We start from the raw sequence: 22,472 nt of genomic DNA, 5'->3' as shown, positions 1-22,472 counted from the left end.
TCAATATGATTAAAGATAATCAACTGCTTTGTTGGTGATGTATGAGGTCAACCCCTCTTACGTATTTTGAGTTTTTGGACAATCGAGATCTAAGTGCTTGTGTAAGTTTGCGACTTTCTTTGTCGTCAGACACGTTGTATTTTAATTCTAATACAATATCCGATAGTTGTGCTTTAGAAATGGTATAATCACTAAAATGAGGATTATAAAAAGCCATATTGTAGTCTATGGTAATTCTAAAAGTATCACAATCAGATAGGAAGTACCTGCGCTCATAAGAATTGTATAAAGAAGGTGTTAAACGACTCAATCTTAAGGCGAGTTCTGGAGTATGTTTATCAAGGATCTCTTGATGTATTTTTTCCTGAGTCTCTATTAACGAGCTTTGTTGTAAATTATGTGTAAATCCGCTTAAAGCGAAAGATAACTTATCGCCTACAGCACCGTGTTTTTTCTTTATTTCAAGAACAGGATTGTTTATACTTTCAAATGCATCTCCATACCATCGTAATCGGTATTTATCTCGTAATTCATCTCCAGACACATTTTGATGATAAAAGCTCATGGCTTGATCATCAAAATATATATTGTTGACAGTGCGTCGGTGGAAAATTTCGCGAAAGCAAAAAGAATTAGTAAGAACAACAGTTTCTATAAGATCTTCTGGTGTGCAACCCTGATAGATAAACTTGCGTTCATATCTATAGTTGTTAGACACAGAAATGTGATGGGTCTTAGCGACTGCTTTTTCCATATTCCTTTCCATACATTTGGTCAATCACATTATTAGACACAGTTTCTACAGCGACATTATCTATGATGAGGCTAGATTTGTTTTCTATAAGATAATCAAGTTCGTTATTTTGTAATGTTAGTTTTGAAATTTGGATAGAGGCCACTCCATACTCTGATTTTTTTTGAAATGCAGAAATACCTAATCGAGTATCTATAATACTAAGATTGGTCAAGTTTATTTTTGAAAGATCTTTACTCACAACGCCTATTTCTCCTCCAGATACTTTTATACCTTCTCCAGTAATAGTGCTGTTTTCTCCAGCGCTTATCGCCTTGTCTGATGGGTTTTTTATAATAATATCTTTTAAAACCAAATTTGATCCAGAGACATCAATACCATCATTTCCTGAATTTATAAAAGTACACCGTTCTAAAGTTCCTGTGACAAAATCACCATCAAATGCATCAGATTGAGTCCCTTCAAATTTAGTATCTACCATCGTAAATGAAGAACGTATAATGTTTAATCCATCTTCACAACGATTATTGGTAAAAGAAGTGTTTGAAATGGTGACATCACTTTCGTGAAAATTTACCGCTCCAGAAACAGACCAAATAGGTGAATGAGGATTTGAAAGGTTGTCAAAATGACTATAACTTACTTGAGATAACTCTGTCGCATTTGAAATAAAAATACCACCTCCAGTACCATCAGAAGAAGAAAATGTAATAGGCTTCTCTTTAGTCCCATTACTTATAAACGTAGCATAAGATATCAAGGATGCATTGTTTCTAAAATCTAATGTGCAACCAGGAGATATTTGTATCGTATATCCAGATGGAATTATAAGATCTTTTGTAAGTAAGTGTGTTCCTTCCTTAAATACAAGTACGTTTTCAGACTGCTCTTCTATAAATGAAAACTCCTGAAAGTTCTGAGTACTTGTTTTCTTGTAATAAGCAATACTCTTTTCTAACGTAGGATTTTTACCATACGGTTTTATAGAGGCATCTCTTTTAGAATCTACTCCAGTAACATAATGAGAGATCCTTAATTTCTGAACATCTTTAGGATATTGAAAAGCTCCTTTTTTGTTCTTTTTTGAAACAAAGGCATTCACAAAATAATTACTTAGTTTAAAGTCTACAACAGTACTTGATTTTTCTTTTATAATAATTTGATCTTTGTTTAAACCTAAAACTCTGCCTTCATAATCTGCAAGGTGTTCTATGGTAACTGGATATCCAGAAACATTGCTTATTTCAACCTTCATCTGTTTTTTGTCATAAGACAATAAATCTGCAGTAATCAGGACAGCAGGATTAATTTTCTTTTTTATAAAATTACTGTTGTGTGCAAGAATATCTAGATCAAAAGAAGTGTTGTATTCAGTATATAAGTCTATTTTTAATGATTCGAGTTCGGTATTATTGCGTACTATAAGATCATTAATAAAACTAGAACTACTTACTAATTTGAGTTTTTCGAGTACTTTTTCTTGAAGAATAGTATCGCCTTTAGACATAGGGTATTCAATTATTTTATTTAAGCGAGTACCACTGTTTGAGTCAAAAGAGATAGGTTCTAATTTATTGGTAATAGGATTGTAGTAAATGCGTAAATTATGCCATATCAAGCCGTGATATCCCCCAAAAAGATTAGAAAGTGCTATAAAAGTTGCTAAGCGATCTACATCAAAAACTTCTGATGTTTTATAGTCTCCTTGTCGTAAACCTTCCAGTAGATCTTTTGCTGTTTCAAACTGTTTTAAAAGTTTAGGATCTGATAACACTTTGTTCTCATTGAAAACTTTAATTTGTGCATTACGTAAACTGTGTAGTTCTCTAGATTGTGATTTATCTTCTAAACCTAGAATACGCTGTTTTTCTCGATCTTTCCATAGTAATGATTCGTCAAAACCTACTATAATCCCTTCTCGTTTTTTATTATTCTCTATAAGAATTTTATCAAAAGATTCTTCTATAGCCATAATCCCCATAGGAATCTCTAGATTAGTAACACCTTTTACAGTAAGATGTACATCTGCAAAGTCATACCGTAGCCCTATCAGTCCATTCTCTTTTATAGCTTTGTTAAATAGCCACTCCCATAAATAATTACGAACAATAGGGTGCTGTACAGAAAATTTACGCATCCCTTTAAAGGTATTTTCCCCTTTCATGATAAAGCGATACGACCACTTGTTCTCATGTTTTAAATGATCAGTCCAATCTCCTTTGAGTCGAAGTTCTACTTTTTGAGGTTCTTTACCGTTTAAAGAAACATGGCCATTTACAATATCGTCATCTTGAGATATAAGAATTCCTTTACTTAAAGCATCATCTCTTTTTGCTTTGATTTTGGTAAAGGCTTTTTGGTTAATAGTAAAATTTATTTTGTCTAGTTTATTATGTAATTGATCTTCTGGGATATCTCCAATAGTTAATTTTTTAATGTCTAGAGATCTGCCTACTTTGGGTTGAAAACGTCCTGTATTTATATAAGCTATGTTTTCAACAGGAATATAGCTCTCTTTATAACTACTACTTACGAGATCTTTTTGAAAAATATAATATGTGGTTTCGTCGGTTTTAATAACCTCAGGTTTTTGTCTAAAATCTACATTTGCAAATGTAGATTTTCCTTTAAGTTTAGAACTGTCCTTTACATATACATGCATAAAGAAATTATCTGACAGCTCTCGTCCTTCAGGTTTTTTCTTGTATTTGTAAATTAATTTAGGGGTATTATTATTAGATATATTTGCTATATATATATTTAAAGTAGCATCGTTGTATATTTCATGATCGGTAGTCTCAAATAACTCAGTATATGTTATTGTTTTTAATACCGTTGGATTTTCTATATCTGCAGATTCTTCGCTTTCTGTTGTAGAAATTCCTTTTGTAGCACCCGAATTGCTTCTAGTAAGTACAAAAAGACTTAAAAGTAATACGCCTATAATAGCAACTATAGTAGAAGCTTTTACTTTTGTAGAGGTATTGTTTTTAATTTTCATGGGTATAGCTCAACTTAAAGAGTATTGTCTATAAAAGTCACTTGTACTTTAGGATCTATTGCGATCAGTTTTGAATTGATTTTATTCAAATCTTCTAGAGAAGTTACTTTAACCAGAAAGTTAATCGCAACCGCTCGTTCTTCGTGCTTTATTCTTTTTACTTCTAGTTGTGTTGTATTTGCACTTATTGCATCGCTTATTTTTTCTATAGTAGCTGTTTTCTGGTCAATATCACATTCCAGATTAACTAGTAGGTTTTGAGTGATAGAAGATTTTCCGCTTTTGTGTTGTAATACAACAATAAGCATTAAGATGATAAATCCAATAAGTGTAGCGGGTAATTGATTTGCTCCCATTCCTAAACCTATAGCGATGGCCATAAAAAAGTATCCTAACTCTTCGGGTTCTTTAATCGCTGTTCTAAAACGTACAATAGATAATGCTCCTACAAGTCCAAGCGATAATGCAAGTGATGATTTTACAATAGATATAATAATAAAGGTGGTAAGTCCTACAATCATTAATACTTTAGAAAGCTGTGTTCTATTTGATATGGATTGTCCGTATCTGTTATAGATTAGAGACAGTATATATAGTAAAGTGGCACATAATAAGATGTATGCCACATAATTTGTAAGAGAAAAAGAATCTTCAAAGTTTAAAGAAAACTGGTCTAAAAATTTGTCCATGAAGTATATGTAAAGTTTTAATTAAGCGAATGTAAATTTATTTGTCCAAAAGAACTAAATTTTTGTCATTTTTCCGTGTATTCGCTAGAAAACTAAGGAAGGAATACTATATTCTTTTTAAGAAAAAATAACAGTTTGAGCGTTGGGTTTGAGTGCGCTTTCGCGAAAGCAAAAACAGCTTCATAAAAATTAAATCTAATAGGCTTTTATATAAAGAAGAAAACAGTATCTTTGCGCGGTGAAAAACGAAGTATTTTTCATCATATATTTTGCTAAACATTAAATAGTTAATAATGTCAAAAGTTACAGGTAAAGTTGCACAAATTATTGGCCCAGTAGTAGACGTAGAGTTTGCAAACGGAGCTGAATTACCGAAAATTTACGATTCACTAGAGGTGACAAACTCAAACGGAACTCTATTAGTTCTTGAAGTACAGTCACATATTGGTGAAAACACAGTACGTACAATCTCAATGGATTCTACAGACGGATTAAGCCGTGGTGTAGATGCTAGAGCTACTGGAGCACCAATCCAGATGCCTATAGGAGATGATATATATGGACGTCTTTTTAACGTAATCGGAGATGCCATAGATGGTATCGGTAACTTGCCAAAAGCAGGTGAAGAAGGACTTCCTATTCACCGTGATGCACCAAAATTTGAAGATTTATCAACATCTACAGAAGTACTTTTTACTGGTATTAAAGTAATCGATCTTATTGAGCCTTATGCAAAAGGAGGTAAGATTGGATTATTTGGAGGAGCAGGAGTAGGTAAGACTGTACTTATTCAAGAGTTGATTAACAATATTGCAAAAGGACACGGAGGACTTTCTGTATTTGCAGGAGTAGGAGAACGTACACGTGAAGGAAATGACCTTTTGAGAGAGATGCTTGAATCTGGTATTATCAAATACGGAGATGATTTTATGCACTCTATGGAAGAAGGAGGATGGGATCTTTCTAAGGTAGATAAAGAAGCTATGAAAGGTTCTAAAGCTACTTTCGTATTCGGACAAATGAATGAGCCTCCTGGAGCTCGTGCTCGTGTGGCACTTTCAGGACTTACCATTGCTGAGTATTTCCGTGATGGAGCAGGAGAAGGACAAGGAAAAGATGTACTTTTCTTCGTAGATAATATATTCCGTTTTACACAAGCAGGTTCTGAGGTATCTGCACTTCTTGGACGTATGCCATCTGCAGTAGGGTACCAACCTACACTTGCAACAGAGATGGGAGCGATGCAAGAGCGTATTACTTCAACAAAAAGAGGATCTATTACATCTGTACAAGCGGTATACGTACCTGCAGATGACCTTACCGATCCAGCACCAGCAACAACGTTTGCTCACCTTGATGCAACAACAGTACTTTCACGTAAGATTGCAGAGCTAGGTATTTACCCAGCGGTAGATCCACTAGATTCTACATCTCGTATCCTTACTGCAGATATCTTAGGTAATGAGCATTATGATTGTGCACAACGAGTAAAAGAGTTATTACAGCGTTATAAAGAGCTTCAAGATATTATTGCAATTCTTGGTATGGAAGAACTTTCTGAAGAAGATAAGCAATCTGTATACCGTGCACGTCGTGTACAACGTTTCTTATCACAACCTTTCCACGTAGCAGAGCAGTTTACAGGATTAAAAGGTGTGCTTGTAGATATTAAAGAAACAATCAAAGGATTTAATATGATTATGGATGGTGAGTTAGATCATCTTCCAGAAGCAGCTTTTAACCTTAAAGGAACAATTGAAGAAGCTATCGAAGCTGGAGAAAAAATGCTTGCTGAGGCATAGAGTAAAACTTAGAAGTATTGGATACTATTTCTCTCCCTTTGGGAGAGATGCTCGAAGAGCAGAGAGGAATATTAAATGAACCTCTTTTTTAAATAATTAAGACTCTGAAAATAAATTCAGAGTAGTTAAACAAGTTTAACTATGCACTTAGAAATTGTTACACCAGAAGCATCTTTAGTAAAAGGGGAAGTAACGTCTGTTATTGTACCTGGAGTAAATGGAGAATTCCAAATGTTAAACAATCACGCTGCTGTGGTATCACTTCTTCTAGAAGGAAAAGTGAAGTTTGAAGGAAATCCAGAAATTACTGAAGGTTTTGAAGAGAAATTTGTAAAAGAAAGTGATGGTAAATGGTCATTAGCTATTACAAGCGGAACTCTGGAAATGAATAATAATAAAGTGATTGTATTGGCAGATTAATTTACGCTATATAATCTAAATTGGTATATTTAATCCCTGCTTATTGTAAGCAGGGATTTTTTTATGTTTTTAAACGCGCCTTTCCCTTTTATAAAATCATTTAGATACCATTTTTTAATTGGTGTCTCTCTAGGTTTCTTCATTGGATTTCTTGTTATTTTTCTAGAACCTATGGGAGCAAATAATTATTCTGATCCCTATAAAAATCTATATTTTGCAGGATACGGAGGTATTGTCTTCTTAAGTTATTTACTTTTTGTTTCTCTTTCTAACGTTTATATGCATTTTCTTAAAGTATGGAAATGGCTAGAAGAGATATTGTTTTCGTTCCTGTTTATTTCAATAGTTATTGTAATTACTTTTTTATATACAGAATTGTGTATTAATAAAAGCACAGAGCGATTACAACTAGATTGGTTTTTATGGTGGTATCAAAATATGTTTTTAGGTTTTGGAATTTTAGTCAGTATTTTAATGATTGTATTAAGACGTTATTATGGCTTAAAACCTTTATCTAAAGAAGAAATAACTTCTAGTAAAATATCTAATGTTAAAGAGGTAACAGTTAAGGGAGCGCTAAAAAAAGATGTTTTTGAGTGTGTACTTACAGATATACTTTTTGTAAGATCAGAAGATAATTATGTATTTATCTCTCACTTGACACCAGATGGTATTAAAGAAAAAATGCTACGTAGTACATTAAAAAATATTCATGCTCAACTACCTGATTTAATAAGAATACATAGATCATTTATTATACATCCTATACATGTAAAAGAGCTTAGAGGAAATGCTCAAAATGCAAAGATATACTTGAAAGGAGTAGAAAATCCTATTACAGTTTCTAAAACGTATTTTGAGAGTATAAAGAAAGAATTGTCTTCATAACAATACGTTATTTATTGACCCCAAAAAGTATCTACTGACCACAAACTCTAGTGTGTAGCATCATTTTTTTTAAAAAGAACATCAGAACATATTTATTTGCTTTTAAATGCAATAGATATGAAACGCTTTTTGAAATTTATAAAATGGATATTTCTTTTTTTAATACTTATATGTATAGGGGTGGTTGTTTATATAAGATGTGCCCGATTAACAGATCAGATGATGTATCAAACAAATGGTCTTGTATACGATAGATATACAACCGTTTACAATTGTGAAGAGTTTTTTTATAAAGTAGATACTACAGTAACACTTCATGGAGTGCTTTTTAAACCTGATTCAATACCGCCTATTGGGACAATATTTCATTTTCCTGGAGGGGGAATGCATATCCCTAATTCGGAGCTTTTGTATAAATCACTTTTAGAAAAAGGATTTCAAATATTTAATTATGAACGCAGAAATCTAGGGCAATCTACTGGTATTGCAAATAATTCAAAAGTATTGCTAAAAGATGCATTATATGTTTTTGATCAGGTATTACAACAGCCACAAGTAAAGAACACACCTGTCGTTTTATGGGGGCAGTCTATGGGAGGTCCATATGCTATATCTGTAGCAAAGATGCATCAAGATAAAATTAAAGGACTTATACTAGAAGGAACCTTTTCTTCTTTTCCAGATATTGGTAAAGAGTTTGCAGGGGCCGTACATTTAAAGAATTTTACGTGGTTGATTCCTTTGATTATGAATAATGACTTTCCATCAGAAGAAGCAATCCAAGAATTGTATAAACCGACAGTCATCATTCATAGTACAAATGATGAAACAGTACCTTATAAACTAGGGGAGAAGCTATATAATGCCTCAAATAAAGAACACACAGAGTTCTGGCAAGTGGATTCTAGACATATAAGAGCATTATATGATTATGAACCTACCTATATTTCAAAATTTAACCAACTTATTAATAATTGATACTTCCTATTATTACAAATTTTTACTTAGGGTCTAACCATAAATTACGTCTCTTAACAATTAATCTATCTTTTTGAGATGTATTTATTTCTATTGTATATGAAGGATCTTGTTGGAGTGTTGCTGTTGTTTCTTTAGAAACTCCATAACGCTCATAGACGATGTTGAGCACATCATTAGGAGAAAGTAATGCTATCATATCCTTAAAAGAAATACCCTCTGTTATAAGTTCATTGTTGACTTTGATTATTTTGTCTCCTTTTTCTAACCCTGCTTTGTAAGCAGCAGTTCCTATAGATGTATTTTGAGTGATAGCTCCATTTGTAACTGCAACTCCAAAAGAAACCTTATTAGGATCTTGTGATAAAGTGACCCCTACGCTTTCAAAAAGACGTTTCATTGCCGGCATATCACTTTTATAAATGTAATTCTGGAAAAAATGATTGCCAAAAGAATCTCCAGCATACTTATTTAATAATGTATGTAAATCTTCTATAGTATATGGTTTTTCCTTTTTACCGTGTTTTTTCCAAACTAGCTTCATGTAGTCGTCAAGATTCAAGTCTTTTTCTCTAAGTGATAAATCTAAGGCAAGTCCAAGAGCACTCCCGTATGAATAGTAAGAGATAAAAGTATTGTTTCTGTTTACTGGATCTACAGAGGTAGCTGCATCTACAAAAGGAGCTTGGTAACTCATCTCTATAGGATTGAAAAACGAACGCCCAGGAGAATTCCATACATAATTAAAAGTGCCAGTAAGTCCTTTTATGTACTCTTCTTTGGATATAAGTTCTGCTCTACGCATCATTAAACTTGTATAATAACTTGTAAAACCTTCGGCAAACCAAAGTTCTCCGCTCATATTTGCAGCTTCAAAATCAAAAGGCTCTAAGCTTTGTGGTCTGATACGTTCTACATTCCATCCATGAAAAAACTCATGAGAAACGGTTCCGACATTACGCTCTAAACCACCATTGGCTAAGCTTCTTGTACTAGTTAAAATGGTTGAATTTCTGTGCTCCATTCCATCACCTGATGCATTAGGAATATAACAAGCTAAAAAGTAATAATTGTCGTAATCATATGAAGGAAGCTCTCCAAAAACCTTTTTTTGTTGTATGACTAGTTTCTTTACTTTTTCAAAATAGGTGTCAAGTTCTGCTTCAGTCCCATTGTGATGCAATACAAAATGGACGGTTTGTTTCTTTACATCAAAAGAACGCACACTATGATTACTGATTTCTGTAGGACTATCCATAAAGTATTGTAAATCCTTTGCATAATACGTATTTCCTTCTATGTATTTAAGCTGTGTAGCCACCTTCCATTGTAAATCCTCTCGGGTATTAAAAGTCACTTTCACTTCATTTTTGGCAAGACTAGGAGCATACATAAAAGTTGCTGGAATATTAAGATGTGCATGTGTTTCATCTATTTGAGCATACGTGCCACCTCCTCTATTTGCAAACAAGGTATATGATACAAGTAGTGTTCCATCATGCCCTTTTACACTCCAAGAATAAGGATCAGGACGTGTTGTGTTAAGTACATTTCCTTTGCTATCTGTAACTCGTACATTGTAAACATTTTTTGCAAACTCATGAATAGCATATCTTCCTGGGGAAGTTCTACTCATTCTAAACGTAACCTCTTTTTTCTTAAGACCTGAGAAGACCGCTTTGACTTCTGCTTCGTGATGGACTGCATTTTCAAATGATATAGTATACTCTGTTGTTTGTGCGTTACCTTGTATTGTTGTACATAAAAAGATAATACAAGCTAGAATGATTTGCTTCATGATAATTTTATTTAAAGTCACTAAAGTAGGATTTTAAATGACGCTTTCGCGAAAGCGTATGTTAATATAAATCCCAGTTTCCTTGTTTGTAATAGATGTAAAGGGTGGGTTCAAAAATGGTATTTATTTTTATTCCTGTGGTATCTACGAGGGGTTTACCAAAAGAACTGATGCTATACAATGACTCATTGGTAAGCCACTTAAGTGTAAGATCTCGTAAATCAATGTCTTTTAAATCTTCTTTATCAACAGGGGATTTCTTACCTATAATCCAACTCCATTCTCCTAAAGTCAGCACTTGATTGTGGATAGGTAAGGTGTAAAATCCAGATTTTTTAAGTGTCTTGTCTATGCAATAAAAAGCTTTAGTTGCATAATAAGGACTACCTGATTGTGTGATAAAAGTGCCCTCTTTATTAAGATGATTATAACAAAGTGTATAAAACTCTTTAGTGTATAATTTATTGAGATCCACACTGTTTGGATCTGGTAAATCTACCAATATCACATCATATTTTTCTTGCGTCTGTTCTAAAAATGTAAAAGCATCATCAGAGATGGTAGTTACCTTAGTATTATTTAAAGCGTCATTGTTTATGCTAGAAAAAATAGGATGTGTTTTCCCTATGGTAATCATACGATTATCTAAATCTACCAATGTGATTTTTGTAATAGCATCATCATATTGTAATAATTCCCTAGCAATACATCCATCTCCACCGCCTAGGATAAGTACATTTTTTTTTGATTCTGTAAGTCCTAAAGCACTATGCACCATGGGTTCGTGATAAAGATATTCGTCAAATGTAGATAGTTGCTGATTACCATTAATATATAATGAGTACCAATCACTCCATTTTGTAATGACTATTTTTTGATACTTGGTTTGTTCGCTAAATACAATCTTGTCTTTATATTTTGCCTGTTCGCCAAACATTACAAGAGGTTTTGCATATACCAAACCTGTTAGTACTATAGCAAAGACACCAACATACGAGATCCATAAAACACGTTGTAGCTTTTTAGAAATATGATCTTTAAGTGTATAAAACAACCAAAAAGAAACAACTAGGTTTACAAGCCCAAGAACAAACGGAGTATAGGTTAATCCTAGATAGGGGAGACCTATAAAAGCAAAGAAAAGCCCTCCTATAAGACTACCATAATAATCTTTTTCTAGAATGTTTGAAATGTTTAATCTAAGTTCTTCGTATTCATTATTAATACGTGTTGCAAAAGGAATTTCTAACCCTATAAGCAATCCTATAGCGATAGAAAGCAGGTATATAATAATCCAAGAATTATTGCTATACCCATACACAATATAGGAGGCTATTGCCGAAAAAGAAACCAGTAATGATAATAGCAATTCAGAAATCACAAAATAGAAAACTATTTTAGAATTAAAAGCTTTGCTTATCCTACTTCCCAGTCCCATAGAAAATAGCATGATAGAAACAATAAGCGTAAACTGTAAGATTGCATTTCCTATAAAGTAACTTGCTAGTGTAGACAAGACATATTCTGCAACAATGCCACTAAAGCCAGTTGCAAATAATGCTATTTTTAATACAAGAGATTTCTTTTTATTTGATATGCTCAATACAGAATGTCTTTATTTTCCGATACCTCCAGATCTAGAACGAGTGCTAGAAGAGCTATTGTAACGAGAACTACTACGACTATTTCTTGAAGAAGAATATGACTTCCAAGAGTTGCTAGATCTTCTTCTGTTATAGAATGATGTGCGTTTTGTTTTTTGATATGTACTATTAGTTCCATAACGAGAAGTCCCATTGGTTTGGGTTCCATAGTAAGATCTTCCTGCGGCACTAGCTGCACTATACCCTCTATAATCTTTTTGGTACGCAGGACGTCTTAACATCCAGTACCAGAATAATAAACTAGGACCGTGAGAACGCCATCTTCTTTCTGATCTAGGATTAGTAGTACTTGCAGTACTCGTACTATCTTGACTTTTTGAAACTTCTTCCCATTCCCCATACTTAGGATTTCCAATAGCCCACCCAAAACCTACAGGCTGTGCTACTCTAGATAGTTTACCACTGTGATTAGAAACGATTTCCATTCCTAAATCTTCCTCATGTTTTTTGAAAAAAGATTGATTTACAGGTTTCCAAGATAAAGAGTCTACGATAAGAGAATCATTAACTAGCTTTAATACATGATATTTATGTTCAAAAAGTAGCTTGTCTCCCTTTTCAGATATATTCATATCGTTTAATACAATAGAAAAATCACTCCCTCGCAATTGTCGGATAATATTTTCAGAAGGTTCTGTAGTGACCTTTACACTTTCTTTAGTCGAATCCCCACAAGAAGTAATGAATACTGAAAACAGTATGATACTGGCAAAATAAAAAGTAGACTTCATAAATGTATATTGATTAATGTGTATGATATACGGAGTACTAATGTACTGCTTTTTTAAAGGTTTTATAAAATGACTAGTCTCATCATAATCCTTTATGTTACAGATGATGGATTTTTAGAAGATTCTATATTAATTTGGCTTTATGTTTTTTAAAGCTTTTTCTTTTACCTCAGAACCATAATAGGCAGAGAGATCTGTATTGTTTATTTTTTCAATTGTTAAGATGGTTTTATCATGAGCATAAAACATATAGGTCTCTGTTTTTTCCCAGCTACCTCCAAGCGTTTGATTTTTACAACTACCTCTGTATTGCTCTTCAAGTTCAAACTCCTTCCCATCGTGTATAATAAATTTACTTGAAACGCCATCTGCAACAACCTCTTCTGATAGGTGTATTCCTTCACTATAATACAACTCATAATCACCTTGATGACGCTCTACTTCTAAGAAAGCTTCAATGTTATTTTTTGAACGTATTTTATATTCTATACTTTTACCATCGACACCCCAATCATAATCCGATATCTCTATAATTTCCCAGAGTGTATTATTGTATTTAAACGTAGTTCCTGTTCTAAGTCCAACTAGGTTTATCCCTTCTCTTTTTCCAAACATGCTAATGATCTTTTATGTTTTTTCCGCAATGCGGGCATAGTTCAACAGAATTCTTTTTCTTCCTATTGTACTGTATTTCTTCGATATACGCTGAGCTTATAATTCCTGTAGGTAATGCTACAATTCCTATCCCTAAAAGTGCAATAACACCACTTAAGATTTTTCCTATTCCCGTAACAGGATAAATATCTCCATAACCAACAGTTGTTAGCGTAGCGACAGCCCACCATAATGCTTCTCCAATATTTGCAAAAGCTTCAGGTTGTGCTTCGTTTTCTATGTTGTACATTAAAGTGGCAGATAGAATAAGCAATAATGAAACAATAAATACAGTAATTAAAATATCGCTTTTGGTGCGTTTAAATACGTTTATAATTAACTTTAAAGAATTAGAATGTCTATTTAATTTTAATAAGCGTAAAAGACGGAAAAGTCTAAGTACCCGAACCACACGTAAGTCTATCTTTATAAAATACGGTAGGTAGAATGGAAGTACCGAAATAAGGTCAATGATTCCCATAAAAGAGAATATGTACTTTAATCTCGCTTTATAAGGCTTTACATCTTTGTACTCTAAATCTGCTGTCCAGATACGTATGAGATATTCAATAGAAAAGACAATGATAGAAAATATCTCTATATACCAAAATAAAGTTTTATAATCTGCATTAATGTTCTCATACGATTCTAAAAATAATGCAATAACATTAATAATAATAAGAGCAGAAATAAAATAGTGTACAAAAACATCTGCTTTACTATTACTTTGATCCTCATCAATTAAATTGAATATTTTCTGTCTAATTTTCATTTTTTATAGCATTAAGCGCATTTATTCTTTCCAAAGCTCCTCTTTTAATATCTTCTTCTATATAATGCGTTGCTTTAAAAGCATTTTTAAGCCATTCCATGCCAGATTCTAAAGAGTATGATTGATTACAAGTAAAAACATCTAAGGCTACGTAGCTGTGTTCTGGCCAAGTGTGTATGGCAATATGACTTTCTTGAATAACAATAACACCACTTATTCCTATAGGGGAAAACTCATGTATCGTCGTATTAATCACTGTGAGATTCATAATACTAGCAGCTTTAAGCAAAGCTTGTTCAATAAAATCTTTGGAGTTTATTTTTTCAGGATCACAACCATAAAAATCGATAGTTTTCTGATATCCAAGGTGTGTTTTATTCATAATCCAAATATAATGGAATATGTACGAACAAGAAACCTTTCGTTTTGGTGAGATTAAAGAAGTGTTTTTATGCAATAGTACGCTTTCGCGAAAGCGTATACTCTAAAACAAAAAAGGGTAATTACTCATTCCAATCCCAATTCACCATATCCCATGAAGTGCCATCGGTAACTTGTGTCTCTAGAATTTTAAATCCTATATTTTTATGAGCTTCAATGGAGCGTATGTTTGAGGAAGCGACTTCTGTAAAAAGGCAATCATACGTATCACTTAACTCTTCTTTATAAAAAGTATACATACCCTTAAAAATACCTTGCCCTCTATAGGGTTTATCTATGCATACTTGCCCCATAGTAACATAGTTCTTGCCTTTTAAAAGTATATCGGCGGTTTCAAACATAGGAATAAGAATGGGCATTTCATATTTAAAACTTCGGAGCATAACCAGTGCATACCCAGCAACACGATCTCCATCCATAGCAAGGATATGAGGACTGGCATCATTCATTTTTTTTAAAATTTCAAAAGTATGTGGTACGGTAATATATCCTTGTTCTTCTCGCTCTTGAAGTGATACGTGTGCTTTGAGATTACGTTTTTGAATCGCTAGGATTTCATGTAGTTCTTTATCCGAAGTAGCTCTTTTGTAGGTAATCATTGTTATACAGTCAATTTATTTTCTGTTTGCAATTTAATTCCTTTTTGGAAGATTTTTTTGATGAATATTAATCTTCTGTAAATTCTAAAAGATCTCCTGGCTGACAATCTAATGCCTTACAGATAGCTTCCAGTGTAGAAAAACGAACCGCTTTAGCCTTTCCAGATTTAAGGATGGAAAGATTTGCGGTAGTAATACCTACAATCTCTGCAAGTTCTTTGCTTTTCATCTTGCGCTTGGCAAGCATAACGTCTAAGTTGATGATAATAGGCATAGCTTATATTGTTAACTCATTTTCAGATTTAATCTCAAAACCTATATGAGACATATCTGAGATTATGAGAATAATAAAACCAAGTAACGCGAGTAGTAAATCCACAAAAAGAATTCCAATAAAGATTTCTTCATTTATACCATTAAAAAGCCGGATAATATCAAGTGATGTATTAACTATTCCTAAAACGAAGAAAATGAGACCAGCAAAATACATTAGCTTTTTAGATGTTTTTGTAAAGAATCCCTTTTTTATAATCTCATAAATACATTTAAAACTTATCACAAGCCCAAGGAAGATAAAAATAGATTGTATATGTCCAGCGACAAAATTATAACTCCCAAAAATGATATCATTTTCTGCTAGTCTTGCAATTTCTGCATAATGATCTGCAAGGAAAAAGTATGATGAAAAATGTAGAAGATAAAGGAGTATTAATAAAGTGGTAATACCGAGCAAAATTTTAATTTTTTTCATAATGATGTTTTTATATGGTTAAGTCGTTTTCTTCTTGTATCATTTTTGCTTTCTGAAATACCTCTCCAAAGAACAAAAAGAACAAGCCTATGATCATGAGAAATACACAACTTATTGTTGTAAAATCTAGAGATACTTTCATTTTTGAACTAGCTATTAATGGAACTATTAATTGGAATAAAATTCCCAGAACTCCTACGATAGAGAATAATTTTCCAGCTTTTGAAAAATGCCCACTTACCTTTTCTGCAAATAAATCTCCTGTACTTAAAAGTGGCATAGTGGCTCTTAAATGATGTACACCTTTTATGAATAAGAAGTATAACACAAGTAGAGGAATAAAGATTAATAAAAATTGCCATGAGTTAAAAATCGAAAAAATACTTAGTCCTTCACCAGAAGTAAAAAACCCAGCAAAGTTAATTCCTAATAAAGCTAGTATTGTGCCTCCAAATGATAGCACCAAAAGCCAATAAAAGACGTTGATAATTGTTTTTAAAGTAGAAATGTTTTTCATTTTATTATCGTTTTACAATAACAAATATACAAAAATTATTGAAAAACAATAATAAATTGTTCTTTTTTGATAATATTTTTATTTTACATAAGTATATACACAGTGTGATTACTAATTTCAGAAGCAATATTGATACTGTATCTTTGAGCCGTGCTACCTAAGAAACTCCATAAAAAACTAGAAGAACGTATAAAGAATAATACGTTGCGATCATTAGGGTCATCAGAATCTCTTATTGATTTTTCGTCCAATGATTATCTAGGGTTCGCTTTCGCGAAAGCGATATCAACCACAACCACAACGATTCTTAATGAACATGACGTGGTTGCAAATGGCGCTACGGGTAGTCGATTATTATCAGGAAATCATACACTATATACGATAGCCGAAAGTACCATCGCAGATTTTCACGAAAGTGAAACAGCCCTTATATGCAATTCAGGATATGATGCTAATATAGGCTTCTTTCAAAGTGTACCCCAACGAGGAGATATCATTTTGTATGATGAGTTTATTCATGCGAGTATTAGAGATGGTATGACCATGAGTCATGCAAAAGGGTATAAGTTTAAACATAATAATGTAATTCATTTAGAACAATTACTCTTAAAATACACGGAGATGTCCGAAGGACAAAACGAGCAGGAAATATATGTCATTACCGAGTCTGTTTTTTCTATGGATGGAGATAGTCCTGATCTTGCATCCATGTGTGATGTATGTCATAAGTATAAAGCAAAATTTATTATAGATGAAGCCCACGCAACTGGAGTAATAGGAAACAAAGGGCAAGGACTTGTACAAGCATTAGAATTAGACAAAAAAATATTTGCTCGTATCATAACTTTTGGAAAAGCATTAGGAGCACACGGAGCTGCTATTTTATGTGATCAGGAATTGCGTGATTATCTTATTAATTTTGCGCGGTCATTTATTTATACTACTGCATTACCTCCGCATAGTATTGCAACAATTATAGCGGCATATGAGTTTATTGCTTTAAATACAGCAACGATAGAAAAACTGCAAACGATAATAGAATACTTTAATCGCCAACTTGAATCTTGTGATTTAAACGCTCATTTTATTTCAAGTGATTCTGCAATACATTGTGCTATAATTCCTGGTAATGATAAGGTAAAATCGCTTTCGCGAAAACTAAAACAACATGGATACGATGTAAAACCTATCCTATCTCCCACAGTTGCAGAAGGGCAAGAACGATTACGATTTTGTCTACATAGTTTTAATACACAAGAAGAAATTGTAGAAGTTCTTTGTGTTTTAAAAGAAATGATACCTAAGTTTACCTAATGAAAGAATCTTTTAAAACAGTCGCTACATTTCAATACTCTAGTGAAGCGCAAATTATAAAAGGAAGGTTAGAAGCAGATGGGATTGAGGTTTTTATTGTAGATAATTATACGATAGATACAGATCCATTAGTAAGCAATGCTATAGGCGGAGTGAAGCTTAAAGTTCATGCAGAAAATGAAGTCATGGCAAAAGAAATCCTAGCCAGTATAGCAGCATATTCTATGGATGATGAAGGAGAACCCATGGTGTGTCCAAACTGCCAAAGCACCAAAATCCATTTTATGACACATGTGACCGATTTTAAATCACTCGCATCTTTTATTGTAAGTTTTATATTCGGAGTATTGCCATTTTACACAAAATACGATCATCGTTGCGAAGATTGTAAACATAAGTTTTGAAAAACATGAATACCTATTTTATCACAGGAATCTCTACAGAAGTAGGAAAAACAATAGCATCTGCCATTGTAACAGAAGCTTTAGAAGCCGATTATTGGAAACCAATTCAAGCAGGAGAACTTGAGTATAGTGATACACATAAAATTAAAGAATTAATAACAAATGATATATCGCAATATCACGATAATAGTTACTCTTTAGAAACTCCAATGAGCCCACATGCGGCGGCAGAGATAGACAGTATTGAGATTAAAACTTCAAAAATAAAACGTCCCGCAACAAAAAACAATCTTGTTATAGAAGGAGCAGGAGGATTGCTTGTACCACTTAATGATACAGACACTATCGCAGACTTAATACAACCAGAAGATAAAGTGATTGTGGTCTCAAGACATTACCTAGGAAGTATCAATCATACATTATTAACAATAGATGCCCTTAAACAGAGAAACCTCACCATTGCAGGCATTATTTTTTCAGGAGCAAAGCACCCTACAACAGAAGCAATTATAGAAAAGAAAACACAAGTGCCCGTCATAGGACGTATAGATGAAGAACCTTATTTTGATAATAGAGTCGTCAGTGAGTATGCGGCATTATTTAAAGAAAAATTGGAGTCCTTATAAAGATAGAAAAGGGTTGTTTTTAAGTAGAGCTAGAAGGATGTTTGTTACATTTGTAGTGATATAAATTTAGAGTAACGCATGAGCATTTCGGTAACAGATCAAGCCCATATTTGGCACCCATTAACACAGCATAAAACAAGTAGCACACCCCTTCCTATTGTAAGGGCAGAAGGAGCAGTGCTTTATGGAGAAAATGGCGAGGAGTATATAGATGGTATTGCTTCTTGGTATACGGCTATGTATGGACATTGTAATCCCTATATCATCGAGAAAGTAACAGCGCAAATGAAAACGCTGGATCAAATAACATTTACTGGATTTACACACCAAGCCGCCACAATACTTGCTCAAAAATTAATAACAATTCTTCCCGATAATCAGCAAAAATTATTCTTTAATGATAATGGTTCTACAGCAGTAGAGGCTGGGATTAAAATGGCATTGCAATACCACCATAATAAAGGAGCTAAGCGCAATACCTTAATTGCTTTTGAAGAAGGATTTCACGGAGATACCTTTGGGGCGATGTCTGTGAGCGGTCTATCGGTATATAATGGCGCTTTTGAAGACTTTTTCTTGCACGTAGAGCGCATTCCTGTTCCTCAAGAAGATAATCTAGAAGAAGTACTTCAGAAATTGGAGACCATTGTTGAGACACATGCGTGTGCAGGTTTTATATACGAGCCTTTAGTGCAAGGAGCAGCAGGGATGAAAATGCACAGTGCATTAGGATTAGAAGAAATTTTAAAACGTTGCAAGGAGCATGATGTGATAACAATAGCCGATGAGGTCATGACAGGTTTTGGGAAGACAGGAAAACACTTTGCCTCTTTGTATCTTGAGACCTACCCAGATATTATATGCTTAAGCAAGTCACTTACAGCAGGTCTAGTTCCTATGAGTTTGACGACCTGTACACAAGAAATTTTTGACGCATTTCTAGACGATACTATTTCCAAAGGCTTCTTTCATGCCCATACGTATAGTGCAAATCCAATCGCTTGTGCAGCAGCGATAGCTGGGATAGAATTGTTGACTAGCTCAGAAATGCAAGACAACATAGACCGTATCTATAAAAAACATACCGCTTTCGCGAAAGCAATAAAAACCCATTCCAAAGCTTTAAATGTGCGTGTAAAAGGAGTAATTTTTGCCCTCGAGCTCGATACAAAAATGGAACGCTACGGAAGCCTCCGTAACCAGTTATATACTCACTTTATGAGCAGGGGTATTGCCTTGCGACCTCTAGGAAATACCATTTATATTTTGCCTCCATTTGTAACAAGTGATGCACAACTAGATGCAATATATACAGCTATTGAAGAAGCGTTGGATGTATTTTAAATCGTATATGTGACATTAAAAAAAGGGAGTTATTTTTTATAAATAACTCCCTTTTTTTAAATATATGAGGCTTTAAAAATCATTCTCCTCTTTGTCAAGCCCTTCATTTAATAAGTTGATGACCTCACTATTCTGATCGATGCGTACCTCTAGTTCACTATAGGTCCAGACACCATTATGTTTTTCTCCTACGATATAAACGGTACCTTCACCTTTTGGGCCTTTAATTGGGACCCTAATGTCTGCATCGCCACTATTATTGCTAAAATTAATACTGCCTTGCATAATCCCATTGTTCTCTATAGGTTCTCCAAGTAACTCTATCACCTGTTCATTACTTTGAGCTTTTGTAAGCCCTTCTTGATAAGGTTCTGAACCACTCATCATTTTTGTAGCTCCAAAAATGGCAGCTCCTACAAAAAAGACAAGAAGAAGAATAAGCGTAAGGCAACCTCCAGTTGGTACTACCCATTTCCAGTTGCGTTTCCACCAAGATCTTTCTTCAATAAGCTCGTTTTGATCAGTCATAATTTTAGTTTAATTGGATGTAATGTAAGTTTAATTATTGACGGTTCTTATAAGATCAATAACTTCCCCAGTATCTTCTACGGTTACGGTAAAGACAGAATATACCCAAGTGTCATCTATTCTAACTGCTTTTACGGTAAGAATACCATCCGACTTTTTACCTTCAAGTTGCATCTCTAAGTCCAGAAGATCTGCCATTTCTGGATCAAAATCTCCATCTCGTATATCTATAGGCTTTCCTAAGGCGTTTGCAACCTCTTTGTTTTTTTGAACCTCCATCACCACTTTTACAAAAGCAAGTGCAGAAGTATCATTGGAAAGCTCATTAAATACTTTATAAGCACCAAACCCTATAATACTAAAAACAACAATAAGAATTGTAAGGCACCCACCAGTAGGTAATGCCCATTTCCAGTTACGTTTCCACCAACTTTGTTGTATCTCTTGTTCCATGGATGATTTTGTATGATTCTTTAATAGGTAGATGAAAACGTCATTATGTTACGATTTTAAGTAAACAAACTTGAGATTTTAGTTTTACCTGCCTTTTTGAAGTGCTATTTTTGCAATAAAATAACCGTTGTTGAAAACACCCATCGCCATCACAGGACTTGCGTCACTATCTCCATTAGGAGTTACTCATAAAGAGCAATGGGATGCGTATATGCAATCTTCTACAGCAATGTCTTGGGATGATACATTACAAGCACCTGTATCTAGAATAACAAAAGAAGCATCTGCAATTATAGATACATTACGAGCAGAAAATTCACATTATAAAAAACTGGATAATTCGGTGTTATATGCTATTGCAGCAGCGAGGGAAGCTATTATACAATCAGGATGGAAGGATGGTGATTTTGGAATTAATATTGGTTCATCAAGAGGAGCTACTCAATTATTTGAATCGTATTATGACGCTTTCGCGAAAACAAAAACAACATCAACCCATGCATCTCCATCTACAACATTAGGAAATATAGCCTCTTGGGTAGCACAAGATATACAAAGTACAGGACCTGAAATATCACACTCTATTACCTGTAGTACAGCATTACATGCATTGCTTAATGGAGTTGCTTGGTTACAATCGGGAATGACAACCAAGTTTTTGGTAGGAGGTAGTGAGGCAGCGCTTACTCCTTTTACAATTGCGCAAATGAAAGCGATGAAACTTGTTCCCACGAAAGTGGGAATCCACTCAAAAGAAAACCCATACTTCTGTAAGGCGTTAGATCTTAGCAAGAGATCAAATAGCATGGTCCTTGGAGAAGGATCAGGAGTCGCCTGTCTAGAATTAGGAAGAAAAGAACATGCATTGGCCTATATCTCAGGAGTAGGATATGCAACAGAACGGCTTACACATGCCGTATCACTTTCGGCAAATGGGACTTGTTTTCAGAAATCCATGCGTATGGCAATAGGAGATCTGGATCCTTCAGAAATTGATGCTATTGTGATGCATGCACCGGGAACAGTAAAGGGAGATCAATCAGAAATCGAAGCGATTAATACGATTTTTTGTAACAAAACACCTTTATTGACTACAAACAAGTGGAAGATAGGTCACACTTTTGGTGCTAGTGGGCTGTTAAGTCTCAAACTTGCTGTACAAATGTTACAACATCAAACATACGTAGGCATTCCATATCTGGAAGAGAAAACAAGACCCCAAAAGCTCCATAATATTCTCGTAAATGCCGTTGGTTTTGGCGGTAATGCAGTAAGCGTTTTGGTCTCAAAATAGTGCTTTGCTGTCGCAAATAAAGTCGTTATCTTCTCAAAGTAATTTTTAGT

At 33.9% G+C, this 22,472-nt stretch carries 24 protein-coding genes; 9 read left to right on the top strand and 15 right to left on the bottom strand.

What is annotated here, in order from left to right; translation table 11 throughout:
- Window positions 1–19: 19 nt before the first annotated feature.
- From ABJD27_RS20575 to ABJD27_RS20565, 3 genes are read right to left on the bottom strand one after another with little or no spacing between them, the layout of a single operon-like run.
- Window positions 20–754 carry a VTC domain-containing protein gene (locus tag ABJD27_RS20575; RefSeq protein ID WP_348163905.1) on the bottom strand — a complete coding sequence of 245 codons (735 nt, stop codon included), beginning with the start codon at window positions 752–754 and terminating at the stop codon, window positions 20–22.
- Complete coding sequence (locus ABJD27_RS20570; protein ID WP_348163902.1) at window positions 735–3,755, bottom strand: hypothetical protein; 3,021 nt, start codon at window positions 3,753–3,755, stop codon at window positions 735–737. Before ABJD27_RS20570 ends, ABJD27_RS20575 begins: the two co-directional genes overlap by 20 nt.
- 14 nt (window positions 3,756–3,769) lie before the next feature.
- The gene (locus ABJD27_RS20565; RefSeq protein WP_348163899.1) at window positions 3,770–4,444 is read right to left on the bottom strand and encodes a DUF4956 domain-containing protein; all 675 of its coding nucleotides are present in this window, start codon (window positions 4,442–4,444) and stop codon (window positions 3,770–3,772) included.
- A 293-nt stretch (window positions 4,445–4,737) separates the two neighbouring features.
- Between ABJD27_RS20565 and atpD the strand changes: the two genes are divergently transcribed.
- The 4 genes from atpD to ABJD27_RS20545 all read left to right on the top strand — a co-directional run bounded on the left by atpD (window position 4,738) and on the right by ABJD27_RS20545 (window position 8,532).
- Window positions 4,738–6,246 (top strand): F0F1 ATP synthase subunit beta, encoded by a 1,509-nt coding sequence (gene atpD, locus ABJD27_RS20560; protein ID WP_348163896.1) that lies wholly within the window; start codon window positions 4,738–4,740, stop codon window positions 6,244–6,246.
- A gap of 141 nt (window positions 6,247–6,387) precedes the next feature.
- A complete protein-coding gene (locus ABJD27_RS20555; protein WP_348163893.1) occupies window positions 6,388–6,666 on the top strand; it encodes a F0F1 ATP synthase subunit epsilon in 279 nt (92 codons plus the stop codon).
- A 63-nt stretch (window positions 6,667–6,729) separates the two neighbouring features.
- Window positions 6,730–7,554, top strand: a complete 825-nt coding sequence (locus ABJD27_RS20550; protein ID WP_348163890.1) for a LytTR family DNA-binding domain-containing protein — start codon at window positions 6,730–6,732, stop codon at window positions 7,552–7,554.
- A gap of 219 nt (window positions 7,555–7,773) precedes the next feature.
- Window positions 7,774–8,532 carry an alpha/beta fold hydrolase gene (locus ABJD27_RS20545; RefSeq protein ID WP_348163887.1) on the top strand — a complete coding sequence of 253 codons (759 nt, stop codon included), beginning with the start codon at window positions 7,774–7,776 and terminating at the stop codon, window positions 8,530–8,532.
- A gap of 22 nt (window positions 8,533–8,554) precedes the next feature.
- Here ABJD27_RS20545 and ABJD27_RS20540 read toward each other — a convergent pair whose 3' ends face one another.
- The 10 genes from ABJD27_RS20540 to ABJD27_RS20495 form a co-directional block, all read right to left on the bottom strand.
- Entirely contained in the window at window positions 8,555–10,330 is a 1,776-nt protein-coding gene (locus ABJD27_RS20540; protein WP_348163884.1) for a PDZ domain-containing protein, read from the bottom strand.
- Window positions 10,331–10,391: 61 nt separating this feature from the next.
- The gene (locus ABJD27_RS20535; protein WP_348163881.1) at window positions 10,392–11,933 is read right to left on the bottom strand and encodes a polyamine aminopropyltransferase; all 1,542 of its coding nucleotides are present in this window, start codon (window positions 11,931–11,933) and stop codon (window positions 10,392–10,394) included.
- Window positions 11,934–11,945: 12 nt separating this feature from the next.
- The gene (locus ABJD27_RS20530; RefSeq protein ID WP_348163878.1) at window positions 11,946–12,725 is read right to left on the bottom strand and encodes a hypothetical protein; all 780 of its coding nucleotides are present in this window, start codon (window positions 12,723–12,725) and stop codon (window positions 11,946–11,948) included.
- Between the two features lie 129 nt (window positions 12,726–12,854).
- Complete coding sequence (locus ABJD27_RS20525) at window positions 12,855–13,340, bottom strand: DUF4178 domain-containing protein (RefSeq protein WP_348163875.1); 486 nt, start codon at window positions 13,338–13,340, stop codon at window positions 12,855–12,857.
- Between the two features lies 1 nt (window position 13,341).
- Window positions 13,342–14,151, bottom strand: coding sequence for an ion transporter (locus ABJD27_RS20520; protein WP_348163872.1), 810 nt, complete (start codon window positions 14,149–14,151; stop codon window positions 13,342–13,344).
- The gene (gene speD / locus ABJD27_RS20515; protein WP_348163869.1) at window positions 14,141–14,533 is read right to left on the bottom strand and encodes an adenosylmethionine decarboxylase; all 393 of its coding nucleotides are present in this window, start codon (window positions 14,531–14,533) and stop codon (window positions 14,141–14,143) included. The genes ABJD27_RS20520 and speD overlap by 11 nt, the downstream gene beginning before the upstream one ends.
- Before the next feature lie 121 nt (window positions 14,534–14,654).
- Window positions 14,655–15,191, bottom strand: coding sequence for a GNAT family N-acetyltransferase (locus ABJD27_RS20510; protein WP_348163866.1), 537 nt, complete (start codon window positions 15,189–15,191; stop codon window positions 14,655–14,657).
- A gap of 67 nt (window positions 15,192–15,258) precedes the next feature.
- Entirely contained in the window at window positions 15,259–15,465 is a 207-nt protein-coding gene (locus tag ABJD27_RS20505; protein ID WP_348163863.1) for a helix-turn-helix transcriptional regulator, read from the bottom strand.
- 3 nt (window positions 15,466–15,468) lie between these two features.
- Window positions 15,469–15,942 (bottom strand): DUF2975 domain-containing protein, encoded by a 474-nt coding sequence (locus ABJD27_RS20500; protein ID WP_348163860.1) that lies wholly within the window; start codon window positions 15,940–15,942, stop codon window positions 15,469–15,471.
- A 10-nt stretch (window positions 15,943–15,952) separates the two neighbouring features.
- Complete coding sequence (locus tag ABJD27_RS20495; RefSeq protein WP_348163857.1) at window positions 15,953–16,459, bottom strand: DUF2975 domain-containing protein; 507 nt, start codon at window positions 16,457–16,459, stop codon at window positions 15,953–15,955.
- A gap of 150 nt (window positions 16,460–16,609) precedes the next feature.
- Here ABJD27_RS20495 and ABJD27_RS20490 point away from each other — a divergent pair, with 150 nt between their 5' ends.
- The 4 genes from ABJD27_RS20490 to bioA all read left to right on the top strand — a co-directional run bounded on the left by ABJD27_RS20490 (window position 16,610) and on the right by bioA (window position 20,147).
- Window positions 16,610–17,773, top strand: coding sequence for a pyridoxal phosphate-dependent aminotransferase family protein (locus ABJD27_RS20490; RefSeq protein WP_348163854.1), 1,164 nt, complete (start codon window positions 16,610–16,612; stop codon window positions 17,771–17,773).
- Window positions 17,773–18,177 carry a DUF2007 domain-containing protein gene (locus tag ABJD27_RS20485; RefSeq protein WP_348163851.1) on the top strand — a complete coding sequence of 135 codons (405 nt, stop codon included), beginning with the start codon at window positions 17,773–17,775 and terminating at the stop codon, window positions 18,175–18,177. The genes ABJD27_RS20490 and ABJD27_RS20485 overlap by 1 nt, the downstream gene beginning before the upstream one ends.
- A 5-nt stretch (window positions 18,178–18,182) precedes the next feature.
- Window positions 18,183–18,803 (top strand): dethiobiotin synthase, encoded by a 621-nt coding sequence (gene bioD, locus ABJD27_RS20480; RefSeq protein WP_348163848.1) that lies wholly within the window; start codon window positions 18,183–18,185, stop codon window positions 18,801–18,803.
- A gap of 78 nt (window positions 18,804–18,881) precedes the next feature.
- Complete coding sequence (bioA, locus tag ABJD27_RS20475) at window positions 18,882–20,147, top strand: adenosylmethionine--8-amino-7-oxononanoate transaminase (RefSeq protein WP_348163845.1); 1,266 nt, start codon at window positions 18,882–18,884, stop codon at window positions 20,145–20,147.
- A gap of 72 nt (window positions 20,148–20,219) precedes the next feature.
- Here bioA and ABJD27_RS20470 read toward each other — a convergent pair whose 3' ends face one another.
- Both ABJD27_RS20470 and ABJD27_RS20465 read right to left on the bottom strand, forming a co-directional pair.
- Window positions 20,220–20,675: a cytochrome c oxidase assembly factor 1 family protein gene (locus ABJD27_RS20470; RefSeq protein ID WP_348163842.1), complete on the bottom strand. Its 456-nt coding sequence runs from the start codon at window positions 20,673–20,675 to the stop codon at window positions 20,220–20,222.
- A gap of 30 nt (window positions 20,676–20,705) precedes the next feature.
- Complete coding sequence (locus ABJD27_RS20465; RefSeq protein ID WP_348163839.1) at window positions 20,706–21,128, bottom strand: cytochrome c oxidase assembly factor Coa1 family protein; 423 nt, start codon at window positions 21,126–21,128, stop codon at window positions 20,706–20,708.
- 130 nt (window positions 21,129–21,258) lie between these two features.
- Between ABJD27_RS20465 and ABJD27_RS20460 the strand changes: the two genes are divergently transcribed.
- The gene (locus ABJD27_RS20460) at window positions 21,259–22,422 is read left to right on the top strand and encodes a beta-ketoacyl synthase N-terminal-like domain-containing protein (RefSeq protein WP_348163836.1); all 1,164 of its coding nucleotides are present in this window, start codon (window positions 21,259–21,261) and stop codon (window positions 22,420–22,422) included.
- Window positions 22,423–22,472: the final 50 nt, after the last annotated feature.

It is taken from the genome of Dokdonia sp. (assembly GCF_039945015.1).
GTDB lineage: Bacteria > Bacteroidota > Bacteroidia > Flavobacteriales > Flavobacteriaceae > Dokdonia.
This window is presented reverse-complemented; position numbering and strand designations above follow the sequence as displayed.

Excerpts from the sequence above, each read along its gene's own strand:
- ABJD27_RS20575 (WP_348163905.1), bottom strand. The coding sequence starts at position 754 with ATGGAAAAAGCAGTCGCTAAGACCCATCACATTTCTGTGTCTAACAAC.
- ABJD27_RS20570 (WP_348163902.1), bottom strand. The coding sequence starts at position 3,755 with ATGAAAATTAAAAACAATACCTCTACAAAAGTAAAAGCTTCTACTATA.
- ABJD27_RS20565 (WP_348163899.1), bottom strand. The coding sequence starts at position 4,444 with ATGGACAAATTTTTAGACCAGTTTTCTTTAAACTTTGAAGATTCTTTT.
- atpD (WP_348163896.1), top strand. The coding sequence starts at position 4,738 with ATGTCAAAAGTTACAGGTAAAGTTGCACAAATTATTGGCCCAGTAGTA.
- ABJD27_RS20555 (WP_348163893.1), top strand. The coding sequence starts at position 6,388 with ATGCACTTAGAAATTGTTACACCAGAAGCATCTTTAGTAAAAGGGGAA.
- ABJD27_RS20550 (WP_348163890.1), top strand. The coding sequence starts at position 6,730 with ATGTTTTTAAACGCGCCTTTCCCTTTTATAAAATCATTTAGATACCAT.
- ABJD27_RS20545 (WP_348163887.1), top strand. The coding sequence starts at position 7,774 with ATGATGTATCAAACAAATGGTCTTGTATACGATAGATATACAACCGTT.
- ABJD27_RS20540 (WP_348163884.1), bottom strand. The coding sequence starts at position 10,330 with ATGAAGCAAATCATTCTAGCTTGTATTATCTTTTTATGTACAACAATA.
- ABJD27_RS20530 (WP_348163878.1), bottom strand. The coding sequence starts at position 12,725 with ATGAAGTCTACTTTTTATTTTGCCAGTATCATACTGTTTTCAGTATTC.
- ABJD27_RS20525 (WP_348163875.1), bottom strand. The coding sequence starts at position 13,340 with ATGTTTGGAAAAAGAGAAGGGATAAACCTAGTTGGACTTAGAACAGGA.
- ABJD27_RS20520 (WP_348163872.1), bottom strand. The coding sequence starts at position 14,151 with ATGAAAATTAGACAGAAAATATTCAATTTAATTGATGAGGATCAAAGT.
- speD (WP_348163869.1), bottom strand. The coding sequence starts at position 14,533 with ATGAATAAAACACACCTTGGATATCAGAAAACTATCGATTTTTATGGT.
- ABJD27_RS20510 (WP_348163866.1), bottom strand. The coding sequence starts at position 15,191 with ATGATTACCTACAAAAGAGCTACTTCGGATAAAGAACTACATGAAATC.
- ABJD27_RS20505 (WP_348163863.1), bottom strand. The coding sequence starts at position 15,465 with ATGCCTATTATCATCAACTTAGACGTTATGCTTGCCAAGCGCAAGATG.
- ABJD27_RS20500 (WP_348163860.1), bottom strand. The coding sequence starts at position 15,942 with ATGAAAAAAATTAAAATTTTGCTCGGTATTACCACTTTATTAATACTC.
- ABJD27_RS20495 (WP_348163857.1), bottom strand. The coding sequence starts at position 16,459 with ATGAAAAACATTTCTACTTTAAAAACAATTATCAACGTCTTTTATTGG.
- ABJD27_RS20485 (WP_348163851.1), top strand. The coding sequence starts at position 17,773 with ATGAAAGAATCTTTTAAAACAGTCGCTACATTTCAATACTCTAGTGAA.
- bioD (WP_348163848.1), top strand. The coding sequence starts at position 18,183 with ATGAATACCTATTTTATCACAGGAATCTCTACAGAAGTAGGAAAAACA.
- bioA (WP_348163845.1), top strand. The coding sequence starts at position 18,882 with ATGAGCATTTCGGTAACAGATCAAGCCCATATTTGGCACCCATTAACA.
- ABJD27_RS20470 (WP_348163842.1), bottom strand. The coding sequence starts at position 20,675 with ATGACTGATCAAAACGAGCTTATTGAAGAAAGATCTTGGTGGAAACGC.
- ABJD27_RS20465 (WP_348163839.1), bottom strand. The coding sequence starts at position 21,128 with ATGGAACAAGAGATACAACAAAGTTGGTGGAAACGTAACTGGAAATGG.